The organism is Mycobacterium sp. (genome assembly GCF_019247635.1).
Taxonomy (GTDB): Bacteria; Actinomycetota; Actinomycetes; order Mycobacteriales; family Mycobacteriaceae; genus Mycobacterium.
This window is the reverse complement of the sequence record NZ_JAFBAR010000075.1, coordinates 73161-86388: the sequence shown is the minus strand read 5'-3', so window position 1 is coordinate 86388 and position 13228 is coordinate 73161. Positions and strand designations below refer to the sequence as shown.

10 protein-coding genes and 1 pseudogene are annotated in these 13228 nt (G+C 64.4%); 2 read left to right on the top strand and 9 right to left on the bottom strand.

The features are described from left to right. The 5 genes and pseudogenes from JO236_RS11410 to JO236_RS11390 all read right to left on the bottom strand — a co-directional run bounded on the left by JO236_RS11410 (position 1) and on the right by JO236_RS11390 (position 6774). The gene (locus JO236_RS11410; protein ID WP_293329618.1) at positions 1–2895 is read right to left on the bottom strand and encodes an aminotransferase class I/II-fold pyridoxal phosphate-dependent enzyme; all 2895 of its coding nucleotides are present in this window, start codon (positions 2893–2895) and stop codon (positions 1–3) included. Between the two features lie 173 nt (positions 2896–3068). Further along, positions 3069–4307: pseudogene (locus JO236_RS11405) on the bottom strand (DNA polymerase); the annotation flags it as partial. A 60-nt stretch (positions 4308–4367) separates the two neighbouring features. Beyond that, positions 4368–4835, bottom strand: a complete 468-nt coding sequence (locus JO236_RS11400; protein WP_293329616.1) for a hypothetical protein — start codon at positions 4833–4835, stop codon at positions 4368–4370. Between the two features lie 97 nt (positions 4836–4932). After that, the gene (locus JO236_RS11395) at positions 4933–6048 is read right to left on the bottom strand and encodes a hypothetical protein (RefSeq protein WP_293329614.1); all 1116 of its coding nucleotides are present in this window, start codon (positions 6046–6048) and stop codon (positions 4933–4935) included. 60 nt (positions 6049–6108) lie between these two features. Next, positions 6109–6774, bottom strand: a complete 666-nt coding sequence (locus JO236_RS11390) for a TetR/AcrR family transcriptional regulator (RefSeq protein ID WP_293329612.1) — start codon at positions 6772–6774, stop codon at positions 6109–6111. Between the two features lie 218 nt (positions 6775–6992). Between JO236_RS11390 and JO236_RS11385 the strand changes: the two genes are divergently transcribed. Both JO236_RS11385 and JO236_RS11380 read left to right on the top strand, forming a co-directional pair. Next, positions 6993–7778 (top strand): spirocyclase AveC family protein, encoded by a 786-nt coding sequence (locus JO236_RS11385; protein WP_293329610.1) that lies wholly within the window; start codon positions 6993–6995, stop codon positions 7776–7778. Positions 7779–7854: 76 nt separating this feature from the next. Next, positions 7855–9057, top strand: a complete 1203-nt coding sequence (locus tag JO236_RS11380) for a cytochrome P450 (protein WP_293329608.1) — start codon at positions 7855–7857, stop codon at positions 9055–9057. On the opposite strand, the gene JO236_RS11375 is transcribed toward JO236_RS11380, so the two are convergent. From JO236_RS11375 to JO236_RS11360, 4 genes are all read right to left on the bottom strand, one after another. Next, positions 9047–9700, bottom strand: a complete 654-nt coding sequence (locus JO236_RS11375) for a TetR/AcrR family transcriptional regulator (protein WP_293329690.1) — start codon at positions 9698–9700, stop codon at positions 9047–9049. The two genes, JO236_RS11380 and JO236_RS11375, sit on opposite strands and share 11 nt — an antisense overlap. Before the next feature lie 44 nt (positions 9701–9744). Continuing rightward, complete coding sequence (locus JO236_RS11370; RefSeq protein ID WP_293329606.1) at positions 9745–10962, bottom strand: acyl-CoA dehydrogenase family protein; 1218 nt, start codon at positions 10960–10962, stop codon at positions 9745–9747. A gap of 20 nt (positions 10963–10982) precedes the next feature. Next, positions 10983–11810 carry an SDR family oxidoreductase gene (locus JO236_RS11365; RefSeq protein WP_293329604.1) on the bottom strand — a complete coding sequence of 276 codons (828 nt, stop codon included), beginning with the start codon at positions 11808–11810 and terminating at the stop codon, positions 10983–10985. Between the two features lie 510 nt (positions 11811–12320). After that, complete coding sequence (locus JO236_RS11360; RefSeq protein ID WP_293329602.1) at positions 12321–13175, bottom strand: IclR family transcriptional regulator; 855 nt, start codon at positions 13173–13175, stop codon at positions 12321–12323. Between the last annotated feature and the right edge of the window lie 53 nt (positions 13176–13228).

The following is a 13228-nucleotide window of genomic DNA, read 5'->3' as shown; positions in this document are numbered from 1 at the left end:
TCAATTAACGAGTTCGTCCTGGCCGACCTCGGGAACATTCTGCTCGCCATTGTCCGCACCTCGCCGCGCCACCTTCTTCTTCGACGGCTTCTCGGCGGCGGGCGTGCCCGGGGACACCGCGTCGGCTGTGGAGCGGTGGCCATTGGTCGTCAGTCCGATAGACTCGCTCACCATCGCGATGGCCTTCTCGGTGTACACCCGATAGCCGAAATTGGGTGTATAGCCGTGGATTTCGGGCGTGTCGAGATCGCGCATAAACTGCAGGATCCCGCGACTGAACACCTGGCCGGGCACCAGGACCGGAAATCCCGGTGGGTAGGGCGTAACGTACGTCGCCGACACGACGTCGATTCCCGCCTCCAGCCGTTCGTCGATCTGCTCGGCGCCAAGGTATTCGCAGTTGGTGTCGTTGTACGAGAGATAGAAGGCCCGCCGGACGTCACCCTCGGGCGTCGGCTCCGCTCCGCTGTGATCCAGGAACGCGGGATGGAAGCCGCTGAAATCGGGCAGCGGCAAGGACATTTCAGTAAGCCGGTACACGGCCTTCTCGAAATGTTCGCGTTCGCCAAGGCTCATCTCGGAGATATCTTGGTCGAGCTCGCGGGCGATGTTGACCAGAACCTCCACCAGGAACGCGACCGAGCTGCGGGTGGTGCCGATGTTGGTCATGAACAGCACGCTGTTGCGTGATGTCTTGTTGATCTGAATTCCGTAGCGGTCCATCAACTGCTCACGCTTGAACGTGTCGCCGTCATAACCGGTGCGCCCGATGTACAGGGTGATGCGCGACGGGTCGAGCACGAACTCGTCCTGCTCCCAAGCGGCCATCATATTGCGCAGTCCCGAGCGCAGCGGCTGAGCGATGTGCGATGGACGGAAGGGTTCCGGGATCAGATTCGAGGTGGTGAGGCAGCTCATGTACTTGCTCAGCAAGGGATGGTTGTCGATCGCGTCGCGCAACTGCATCGCATTTTCGATCTGCCGCTGCACCAGCTCGACGCCCTCCAACGCCACCTGCCGGCGACCGAGATCCAGAGACGCGAGGATCTGGTAGTTGGGGGAGGTCGACGTGTGCGCCATGTACGCCTCGTGGAACGACTCCGCGACCTTCTGGTCGAAATCCTGATCAAAGACATGGATCATCGATCCCTGCCGTAGCGCGGTCAGCGTCTTGTGCGTCGACTGGGTGGCATACACCCGCACCCGGGCCCTGGCCGGGTCCGGAATCAGGCGACGCTCCAAAAGTCCTTCGTCACTGAGTGTTTCGCTGGGCTCAGCGGCCAGGTACTCCTCGTAGCGGCGCTTGTAGTCGTCACCCTGCAGCCGCTCGCGCAACGCTTGCGCCGACGCCATCGCGGTCCGCGTGCGATACACCGGATGGAAGCGTGCGAAGGCGAACCAGGCCTCGTCCCAAAGGAACACAAGGTCAGGCTTGATGGCGAGGCACTCTTCCATGACGCGCTCGACGTCGTAAACGATCCCGTCGAAGGTGCAGTTCGTCAGCGACATCATCTTGACGCGGTCGAGCTTGCCGGCCCGTTTCAGCGCCAACAGCTTCGACTTGATCTCGCGTAACGGCACCGCACCGTACATCGAGTAGTCGTTGAGCGGATAAGCCTCGAGGTAAACGACATTCGCGCCGGCCAGCATCATCCCGTAGTGGTGCGACTGGTGGCAATTGCGGTCAAGCAGCACGATGTCGCCGGGCGCCACCAACGCCTGGGTGACAATTTTGTTCGCAGTCGACGTTCCGTTGGTGACGAAGTAGGTGTGTCGCGATCCGTACGCCTGCGCCGCCAGTTGTTGCGCCTCACGCAGAGGGCCGGTCGGTTCCAGCAGTGAGTCGAGACCACCGCACGTCGCCGACGTCTCGGCCATGAACACGTCCAGGCCGTAGAAGCCCACCATGTCCCTGATCCAGTGCGAGTTGACGATCGACTTGCCCTGCGAGATCGGCAGGGCGTGAAAGACACCCGTGGGGCGGTGGCTGTACTGCTTGAGCGCGCTGAAGAATGGGGTGCGGTAGCGCGCCTCCACACCTTGCAGAATCGACAGGTGCAGTTCGAGCATGCCTTCCCGGGCATGAAATACCCTGCGGAAGTATTGGCCCAAGCGCCCGGCGATGTCCTCCACGTCGATCTCGGTCATGAGGTAGAGATCGAGTTCGGGACGCAGCTTCGCCATCGACGTAGCGAGGATCTGCGCACGTTCCTCCGGCGACTGGTGATCGGCCAACTCGTGCGACACCTCGGTGTCAACGAACTCCGACAGGGCTTCGAGGTCCCGAGTTGACTGGTGAGAGAAGCGCCGCCGAATCACCACCGCCTGGAGGTTGACGTTGAGCCGTGCCGCGATGAGGGCCTCGTCTCCGCTGGCCACCACGACAAGTTCGTAGACGAATTCGTCGTCGGGGCGCCGCCATTTGCGAACATCGTTGCGCAGCGCGCGTTCCTGGTCCTCGGTCATCTTCTCGACGACGAGCACCTCGAAATAGGGCCGGTCGCGCTGGGTCGCCGGCTGGTGTTCGAGAAGCTGGCGTGGGTCGGCCGGGAACATGTCGAGCTCGTCGGCGCCGGCGTTGTCGACGTCTCCCGAGCGGTATGACTCCGTGGTCAGCGCGCGGTTGATCTGCGCGACCGCCTGCGCGAACTTGTCATAGCTAGCTGCCGCGAAAATTCGTTGAATTCGCGCGAATTGCGGCGAACCGGGATAGGCCCAGTACGGCTCGAGCGTGCTGAGGCGAGCCAGCAACTCCTGGCACGTAGCCACGTACTTATCCTTCAGCGCGCCGGTGGTGGTCGGGCGGGTGAGGCGATCAGCCGCTTCTTCCAATCGGCACCACGAGTCACCGCGGACCTGCCAGAGGCTGTTGTACGCGCGCAAGTGTTCTGTCATTTGGGCCCTTTCCGGCCCCAACATTCGCAGACCCAGCCCGCCCGCTGATGTCCAGAAGACGAACAATGCGCGTCCGTCGGGTGACACACAGCGCCTTGCGCCCTGGGGCGTTCACTCTGCGGTGAGGGTGGAGGTTACTCGAAAAAGTTCACCAGGAGCGCAGGATCAACTCGTCAGGAGTGCCCCGCGGTGGCCCAGTTGGCGCCGTATCCAACCGAAACCTCAAGCGGCGGTTCGAGTTCGTACGCGTCCCGCATACATTCACGGACGAGCGAGGCCAACGTGTCCCGCTCGCCGTCGGCCACCTCGAATACCAGCTCGTCGTCGACCTGCAGCACCATGCGTGACGCGAGGCCGGCACCGGTGATCGTCTGATCGACCTTGATCATCGCAACCTTGATGATGTCGGCAGCGCTGCCCTGGATCGCCATAGCGACCTGATCCTCACCACTCTCCACTGCGGGCACGTAGTACCGCCGGCCCAGCACCGTCGCGGCGTATCCAACCTTGCGCGCGTCGTCGAATACCTCGGGCAGCAGCCGCGCATCGACGGAAAGGTGGGCCATAATCCGCCTCGCCAACTGGTCGTAGCTCGCCGTCATCAGTTCGGCGTACCCCTTCCCGGCTATCAAGGCTTCGCGGATGCGCCCGACCGCAATGTTGTGCAGGCTCGGCGCGGCCGACGACAATCTGCCGCTCACCGTCTGGTGGAAGGTGGTGTGGATGCGCCCGTCGTTCGCTATCGAATTCAGCAGCTCGTCGCGGCTGCCGAGGATGTCAGGGATCTCATTGTCGAGTTGCTCCCGAACGCGTGCCAGGCTCCCCCGATCCGCGGCGATGCCCACGGTCTCCATGTTGGCCAGCGCCCGCTGAAGCGGCAACTCCACGCGGCCCAGCAGCGACGAGCAGTCAATTCGTGCCAGCTCCTCGTCCAGCACGTCCGCCAAGTCAAGCACCGCACAGGCCCGGAGGATCGCCGAGTGATGTTGTTGTTCAACAGCTTTCGTGGGCAGAGCACAGCGCATGTGACGCACCAACAAGTCATTGAGGTCCGCGCCTGGGCGCTGCGGACGCAGCAGGTAGGCGGCCAGCGCTGTGTCAGAGGTAACGCCGCGCAGCGTCCAGCCACGCCCCGCCAGAGCGTGCATCGCCCGCTTGGCCTCGTGCACAGCTTTGGGCGGCCCAGGGTCGGCGAGCCACGACGCCAACGGTGCTTCGTCGTCCGGTATCAAGTCGTCGACGTCGATGTAACGGCCATCGCCGTCGGCCGCAACGATCGCAAGGGCCTGGACCTTACCCGTGCCGACGACGTCCAGACCGAATCGATTCCCGAGACTGTGCTCTGCTAGCCAGGCAGCGAGCTCACCGGCCTGCAGCGTCCGCCCGCGGACGTCGAAACCACTAGACACCTTGCTCATTGTTGGTCATGGTCGCCCTCGTCGGGCCGCGAGGGTCCCAATATCCGGCGCGGCTCAGAATCTGTCGAAGATGCTGTTGACGATGTCGTCGCCGATGCCGAAGCCGGCGCCTGTCACGATCGCCTGGCCGAACCGCCCGCCGAGAAACCGCTGCAGCGTCCCACCACCGGCCTGCTGATACTGGGGCTGGTATTGGGGTTCGTATTGGGGCTGATACTGCGGGGGTTGCGCGTACTGGGCTGGTGGCGGGTAGTTCGGCGGCGGCGGCGCGGGCGGCGAGCTGGCCGCGACATGGTTATCCACCAGCGCGTGAATCGCCTGCAGGAGCTCGGTGGTCGTGCTTTCCTCGTCGCGAATAGCCAACGCGATCTCCTTGAGGTCCAGCCCCCATTCCCGAGCGTTGGGATCGCCCCCGGCGGCCGCGGCGGACAATTTGTCGGCCAGCCGTTGGATCAGCGCCCCGGTTTGTTGCGCCTGTTGCTGCAACGCGCCGTACTGGCGGTCCACGGTTTCGGTGTCCACTGTCGCGCTCCCTTCGCTAGGTATCTGACACGACTTTTACCAGCGCAACATCCGATGTTGCTGAGACACGGCTGAAACGATCTCCAGCATTGGCGGATCAGGGCGTTTCGTCGACCTCGGTTGACTCCGAGCGCTGGACGTAGGCCGCTTCGCGCACCGCGTCGTCAGGTTCCAGCGCCGCACCCAGGGCGCCGCCAATCATCGCCAACGAGCAAGTCAGCCAAGCCAATTCGAAGTAATCCCGCAGTGACGCCGGGTGGCCGACGGCGGCCAGGAAAATCTTCGGCACCACAAACCAGAACGCCGCGAGCAACGCCAGCACGTACAGGGCGCCGTACAAGACCGCCACCCCGATGACGACGGTCACCACGGTGGCGATGTTGAACAGTAGAACCTGCTTGCGCACGGCGTGCCCGACCGTGGGTTCCCACAGCTCGGCTCCGATGATCAGCGTCGCCGCGGTGGCGCCGATCGACAGCAGCCCGGTACCGGCGAGCCGAACCCACCCGAACGCGTCGGACAACCGCCAGATGTCGGAAGTGACCAACCCGAATATCCCGACGGCCACCGCGCCGGTCAACGCCCGCGACAACCGCAACGACAACCGCCACGGCTGGTTGGCCGCCACCATCCCGCCCAACAGCACCAGATTGCCCGTGAGGACCCGCGCCGTGTACGCAAAGGCTCCGTCTGCGGGGTCGCTGCCCAGCTGGCGCACCCGCTCCACCAGCAACCGCCGCGACGGGCTGGCCAAGCCCTGGTCGTCGGCACCGCGGTGCTCGGGCGAGCCGATCAGCCGCTCTAACAGACGCACTATCGTCTCGCGAAGCCGTTGACGCGCGCCCACCGCACCCAGGGCGGGCACCGACACGATCGCCACGTTGTGCACCGGATTCGCGTGGGCCACGACCGGGCGTCGATGCACGTGCAAGGGGAGATCGGTCAGGCAAACCACCACATCCCAGGCACTGTTGAGCAGCAGTCTGCGCGCGGCGTCCACGATCGCGGCGTCCGTCGCCGGCGGCTGCACCAGGCGGCTCTCCGCCACTTCGACGCACCACCGGGCACCAGGCAGCCGCCGGTCGAGCTCCGCACCCAAACCCGCATCGGCGAGTTCGCGGGCCAGAGCGAAGGCGGCCCCGGGCGCGCCGACGAGCCCCAGCACGATATGTGGATCCGCTTCGGTGTGGGGTGGCTCTGCTGACGGCACCATGCGCTGATCGTCACATCCGCTCACGAATCGTGCGCGGCAGGGCGGACGCGGAGTCGCTTTTCACTCGTTCCGATGCAGGAAGCCGTGCAGGGTCGCCTGGGTGAGTTCGTCGATGATGGCTTCCCTCGATGGCTGCTCAATGCCGAAGTAGGTCGACCGCAAGGCGGCCATGCCGGCGATCATCGCCACTGTCGAGTGAGCCACCAGGTCGGGGTCACCCGACCGCATGCCCCGCATCCGCATGCCTTCGGCGCCGATCTGGCCGAGCAGCGTGAACGCCCGCCTGATGTCGTCAATACCGGCCTCAGACATTTCGTCCCCGCTCAGGGCCTCCGACCCCATGAGCGTCACCAGGAGCCCCCGGCGTTCTACGAACACGTCGTAGAGCTGCGCGACGAAATGCCTCGCCAGTTGCTCCTCGTCGGTCTCCTCAGGGACGACCGAACGCCACGTTCGGCTGAAGTCGTCGACAAAACCGGTGAAGGGGAGGACGAGGGCCTCCCGGAACAGGACTGCCTTCGAGCCGAAGTTACGGAAGAGCAGGTGCTCGGTTACACCAGCGGCCTCCGCGATTTCACGCGTGGTGGTGCTGCGATAGTCCTGGCGGGCGAAGAGGTCACGCGCGGCGTCGAGCAGGAGTCTGCGCGGCGCACCCCGCGGCCGCCGCGTCGCCCGCGATGGCGCGTCTGCTGCTCTCCGCTTCTTGGCGGAAGTTCGTTCGGTCACGATCTCTACTCCTCGAACCACGCGCGGCGGTTGACGAAACATCGGTAGCTATAAGATAGTGTCCACTATCTTGAAGTTGGGATCCCCCTCGGAAGGAGTGCGGCCATGGGCGCGGTGATCATGTTGGGCACGCTGTTCGGCTTGATCGCCCTCGTCTTCGGCCTGGTGCTTCGCTTCGATCCCGAAGCGCGTCGTGCTCCGAGCCAACCGCGCGAGCAATGAACACCGAATTGACGCCCTTGCTGACGGCGGCCATCGGGTTCGCCTATGTCGGGGGGTTCGCCTTCTTCGCCATCGGCGTGTATCTGTCGTATCGCCGCCGCCAGCTCCATCCGCTGTTACTCCTGTGCATCTCCGCGATCTCGTTCTCCTGGATCGAAGCACCCTACGACTGGGCCATGTACGCACAGTTCGCACCCGCGATCACCCGCATGCCGTCCTGGTGGCCATTGAACATGACCTGGGGCGGTTTGCCGGCGGCGGTGCCCCCGGGCTACATCTCCTACTTTGTCCTGCCCGCCGTGATCGGCACTGCGCTCGGACGATGGGCGGGCTCAAAGTTCAACTGGCCCAGGCCGATTACCCTGCTCATCGCCGGACTCGTCACAGGCTTCGTCTGGGCCTTTCTCTTCAACGCGATCCTGGGTGCCCGTCTCGGCATCTTCTATTACGGCCGCGTGATACCCGGACTGGCGGTCTTCGAGGGGTCCAAGCACCAGTACCCGCTCTATGACGCGCTGGCGATGGGCGTGCTGGTGATGGTCTTTAGCTACCTCCTCGGACGGACAGATTCCGAAGGGCGCAACGTCATCGAGATCTGGGCCGGCGAGAGGTCGGCGAGCCGTGTTGGCTCCGCGGTGCTATCCGTCGTCGCGATCGTTGTGATCGGAAACCTGCTCTACGGCGCGCTCTTTGCGCCCCACCTCGCCACGAAGCTGGGGGGATGGGTGACCACAGGACCCACCGCTGCCCTGTTCCCCGGTGTGCCGAACCAACCCCCATGATGTGCCGCTACGCGTGCACCCCGGCCGTGACAAGACCCCGGCCGGCCGAAAACGCCCAGTTACAGGGAGGACAACGATGACAGGGCCTAGTACGACCGAGTTGTATTACGACCCATTCGATTTCGATATCGACGACAACCCATACCCGGTGTGGAAGCGGATGCGCGACGAGGCGCCGCTCTACTACAACCAGAAGTTCCACTTCTACGCGCTGAGCCGGTACGAGGATGTCGCCCGTGAACTGCCGAACTGGGAGACCTACCGCTCCGGCCGCGGCACCACTGCCGACATCTTGTTCAACAACATCGAAGTGCCGCCGGGCATTCTGCTCTTCGAGGACCCACCGCTGCACGATCTGCACCGGCGTCTGCTGTCGCGCGTATTTACTCCCCGGCGCATGCTCGCCGTCGAATCGCTGGTGCGTGGATTCTGCACACGTGCGCTGGACCCCATGATCGGCGCGGACGGATTCGACTTCATCGCGCATTTGGGGGCGATGATGCCAATGCGGACCATCGGTTACCTCTTGGGCATTCCCGAACAGGATCAGGAATCGATCCGCGAGACCAGCGTTTCGTTCATCGAGATGGCCGCGGACAGCACGCCGGGTCAGGTCAATCCGAACCTGTTTGCCGACTCCATCGCCATGTTCGCCGAGTACATCGACTGGCGGGCCGCCCATCCCTCCGATGACCTGATGACCGATCTACTCCGGGCCGAGGTCGAGGAGCCCGACGGCACTCGACGCCTTTTATCCCGGACGGAGGTGCTGGCCTACACCGCCATGATCGCCGGCGCCGGGAACGAAACCACCACCCGATTGATCGGCTTCATGGGCCAACTGCTGTCGGATCACCCCGACCAACGCCGCGAACTGGCCGCGGACCCATACCTGATCCCCGGTGCGGTCGAGGAAACACTGCGCTACGAACCGCCGTCGCCGGTGCAGGCTCGCTACGTCGCACGCGACGCGTCACACTACGGTCACGACGTGCCCGAGGGATCGTTCATGCTGCTGCTGAACGGTTCGGCCAATCGCGACGAGCGGCGCTACGACGATCCCGATCGGTTCGACATCCACCGCCAGGGCGGCCACCTCGGTTTCGGCCAGGGACTGCATTTCTGCCTGGGCTCGGCACTGGCGCGATTGGAGGCCCGCGTCGCCTTCGAGGAGGTGTTAAAGCGTTGGCGCGACTGGGAAGTCGACTACGCCAAGGCCGAACGGGCGCACACCTCCAGCGTGCGGGGCTGGGCAACTCTGCCCGTCGTTACCCAATGATGCGAGCGGCCGTGGGGATGCGCAGAGCGCTGACCCAGAGGCGGGTGGCGGTGTGCGTGAGCTCGTCGATGGGCACCGCGCCGCCGACGCCTTCGCTCACCCCGGTGAAGTAGCTGAAGGCGAGGCGGCTGACCATGCCGGATAGTGCCGTGGACGCCAGCATCGGATCGAGGTCGGGGTCGGCGAGGCCGCGCGCCTGCAGGTGGGCGATGCTGCGTGCGTTGCGCCGGATGAACGCGTTGGCCCGGTTCTGCCGCAACTTTCGGAATTCGGGATCGACGCTGGCGACCTGCTCGAGCAGAAACATCAGCCTGGCGTTGCGCTTGTATGCCTCGAAGTAGGCGCGGTTGGTTGCCTCGATGATCGCGGCCGGATCATCCTCGGCATCCACGTGGGGCATGCCCGGATGCATCATGTCCTCCTGGACCTCATCGAGGACGGCGGCGAAAATCTCTTCCTTGCTGGAGAAGTAGGTGTAGAAGGTCCCGGCAGCGCATTCGGCGGCCTTCGTGATGTCGACCAGCCTGGCGTCCAGGTAACCGAGTTGCTCGAAGACGTTGCGCGCGGCCGCGATCAACGCGGACCGGGTTCGCTGACCGCGGGCGGTCGTGGGTAACTCGCGCAGCAGGGAGGTACGCGCCATCGAGGGCGGTGTGTCTTCGGCGTCGTCCACCGGCAGTGGGTCGGTCAACTTCGGTACTTGCCCAGTTCCTGGCGGGCGATGGCGCGCTTGTGCACCTCGTCGGGGCCATCGGCAAGTCGCAGCGTGCGCAGGTGTGCCCAGGCCAGCGCCAGCGGGAAGTCGTCGGTCACCCCACCGCCGCCGTGCACCTGGATGGCGCGGTCGACGATTTTGAGCGCAATGTTCGGCGCGGCCACCTTGATCGCTGCGATCTCGGTGCGTGCCGCCTTGTTGCCGACTGTGTCCATCAGGTGTGCGGCCTTCAGGGTGAGCAGCCGGATCATCTCGATCTCGATGCGAGCCTCGGCGATCCAGTCCTGGATGTTGGCGTTATCGGCGATCGGCTTTCCGAATGTCACCCGAGACAGCGCACGTCTGCAGAGCAGTTCCAGTGCGCGCTCGGCCATTCCGATACAGCGCATGCAGTGATGAATGCGGCCCGGCCCGAGGCGCGCCTGGCTGATCGCGAAGCCCTCGCCCTCGCCCTTGAGCACATCTTTAGCCGGTACGCGGACGTCCTTGAAATCGATCTCCGCGTGGCCCTCGCGGTCCTGGTAGCCAAACACTGGCAGGCCACGCATGACGGTAACGCCGGGCGCGTCGATCGGCACCACCATCATCGACTGCTGCCTGTGCGGCGCCGCATCCGGATCGGTTTTGCCCATCACGATCAGCACTTTGCAGTTCTGGTGCATAGCATTGGAGGCGAACCACTTTCGACCGTTAAGCAGGTATTCTTCGCCTGTCCCGCCGGCACGGACCATGGACAGCTCCACGTTGGTGGCATCGGAGCTGGCCACCGCGGGCTCGGTCATCGCGAATGCCGACGCCATGGTGCCCTCGAGTAGCGGTTTGAGATATTTCTCCTTGTGCTCGTCGCTGCCGAACAGCGTGAGCACCTCCATGTTGCCGGTGTCGGGCGCGTTGCAGTTGCATGCTTCGGAGGCAATGTGGCTGCGCCCCATGATTTCTGCCAACGGCGCGTACTCCAGGTTGGACAGCCCGGGACCCCATTCCGGGTGCGGGTGAAACAGGTTCCACAGCCCCCGCCGCTTCGCCTCAACCTTGAGTTCCTCGATGATCGGCGGCTGGAAGTGCGGGTCGCCGGATTCGCGCATCTGCTGGTCATAGACGACCTCGGCCGGGTAGACGTGGGAATCCATGAAGTCGAGCAGTTCCTCCTGGTACTTCTTGGCCCGGTCGGACACTTCGAAAACGGACATGGCTGCTCCTGGGTTGTTGGCTAACGTTCAGCGGTTTCGGCCAGCAACGCGGCTTGGTAGCGGCGCATCCCGCGCAGCCAGCGGTCGTAGTCGGAGCCCTTGTGCCGATACAAGTCCAGCACGTCCGGGTGCGGCAAGATCAGAAACTGTTCGGAGTCGAGCGCGTCGAGCACGATGTCGGCCACCTGGGACGGTTCGATGACCTCGCCGGCCGACGTGACGGCGCGGGTTGCGACGACGCCAAGCGGGTCGCCGGAGTCCTGTCCCTCGTAGAGCAGCTTCGTGTTGACGCCCATCGGGCACAGGCAACTGACGCGAATTCCTTTGTCGCCGTACGTGATATTTAGCCATTCGGCGAACCCGACGGCGGCGTGTTTGGTGGTCGCGTAGGTGGCCGAACCGAGCTGGGTAAGCAGACCGGCCGCCGAGGCGGTGCTAACGAAGTAGCCCTCCCCCCGCTCCAGCCATTTCGGGACCAGCAGCCTGGCGGCGCGGACGTGAGCGCGCAGGTTCACGTCGAGCGACCGGTCCCACTCGTCGTCCGAGACTTCCAGCCCTACCGCGCCCGTGATGCCCGCATTCGCAAAATACAGGTCGACCGGGCCGAAGCTGTTCTCCGCCAACGAAATCAGCCCGGAAATCGCGTCTGCCTCGGACGCATCGGCGCCGGCACTCACGGCGAAGCCGGGATGATCGGCAGTGATCCGGTCAACCACCGTCTTGGCCGCCGCCTCGTCGAGGTCGGCGACCACCACCCTGGCCTGCGACGCGGCGAGCCTGGCCGCCAACGCACCACCGATCCCCCCGCCCCCACCGGTCACGATGGCGACCTTGTGCGCAACCTTCACCGACATTCCTTCCGCCGCGGATCCCCGTCCTGTCTATATGAACTTGAACTCAAATTCAAGTTTTGCCCTGCGCGGCGCTGATCACGCGGAACGACCGGATCGCGATTGACGGTTCGCGGGATCAGCTTGAGTTGCGCGTCCGCGAGCAATGTTTGTAGCAGGTCGTCCGTGCCGGCGGTGGAAGATGAAGTTGCCGGGCGCATCCAGACAATCAAGTTGGGGCCCGCGAATCGATGGAGTCGATTGTGCGGCGGTGATTGCGGCGTGGGGACGCGCCGCTCGCAGCAATTTGACTAGGGCGCATCGCAGTTCCGGGTCGCGAGTCGCCGGCTGGAACCACGAGTCCAGCAGCGTGGCGGCCGGTCGGGTGTTTGCTAGAGGCGTCATGCTCAGCGATCGGCCGACACGGTTTTCCGAAACTAGCGATTACGTTGATTCCCGGGAAGCTGGCTGAGCGGGGCACTTTATCGCTACCGGTAAGAAATTCCAGACGACGTCACCGACAAGTGCTCAAGAACTGGCTGCGGGCTGGCTTCCCGGGTCGCTAACGCGGGCGATCTCGCGAAGCAGCGGCTTCGCCGCAGAGCGCACTTCGCTGATGGTCATGCGCCGCAAGGGGTGCAAACCCATTATCAGGCGGACTCGTGCGCTGGGGTCGAGAACGGGGGCGGAGATCGTCGCGATTGAGTGCGAGCCACGGACGCTCTCGTCGGGTAGTACCTTGGCGGCGATGAACTCGACGCGTAGCTGATCGACCACCGAACGGAGGTTGGCGGGTACGGAGTCGCCGGACAACGTGCCGATAGCATGCGCCGCCTCCGCCAGTGCCGGAGTCATCCAGTCGACGTCGTAGCCACGGTTGCGGGTATGCGCCAATGCTGCGCGCAGGCGCTCGGCTAGCGAAGTATCACCCATTGAGCCGCGTTGCACCCATGACTCTTGCTCGGTCGGGGTATCCCAAGCGGCACAAGCGATTCCAAAAGGTGGTGCATACGGAATGTGATCATTGGGCAGGACAGCTGGGGGAGACTCCGCCGGGCTCTCGAACGCGGTGATGACAAGGTCGTCTCCTATGCGTTCGACGACCGAGGCCGCCATACCGGTCGTATCAGCGAGGCGACGGATGGCATCTCGTGCAACGGCAACCGTCGGGCGCGCGGTTGGTAGACGGAACGCGATCACAGCCATACCGGGGCCGAGGGTGAACTCTTTGGACACCGGATCGCGGACCACCCAGCCGCGGTCTTCGAGGCTGTTGAGGATGGCGTGTGCCGTGGCCTGAGAAAGTTCGAGGTGTCGCACCACATCTGAGAACCGCATGCCGCGACCATCGGTCCGGCTGAGGAGTTCGACGATGTCAAGCACCCGTTCTGTCGGTGCTGAGCTAGCCCTACGCACCCTTGACTCCCATCGCCGCG

Bases quoted from the DNA above. Each gene is read 5' to 3' on its own strand.
- JO236_RS11410 (WP_293329618.1), bottom strand. From the start codon at position 2,895: ATGACAGAACACTTGCGCGCGTACAACAGCCTCTGGCAGGTCCGCGGT.
- JO236_RS11395 (WP_293329614.1), bottom strand. From the start codon at position 6,048: ATGGTGCCGTCAGCAGAGCCACCCCACACCGAAGCGGATCCACATATC.
- JO236_RS11385 (WP_293329610.1), top strand. From the start codon at position 6,993: ATGAACACCGAATTGACGCCCTTGCTGACGGCGGCCATCGGGTTCGCC.
- JO236_RS11380 (WP_293329608.1), top strand. From the start codon at position 7,855: ATGACAGGGCCTAGTACGACCGAGTTGTATTACGACCCATTCGATTTC.
- JO236_RS11375 (WP_293329690.1), bottom strand. From the start codon at position 9,700: ATGGCGCGTACCTCCCTGCTGCGCGAGTTACCCACGACCGCCCGCGGT.
- JO236_RS11370 (WP_293329606.1), bottom strand. From the start codon at position 10,962: ATGTCCGTTTTCGAAGTGTCCGACCGGGCCAAGAAGTACCAGGAGGAA.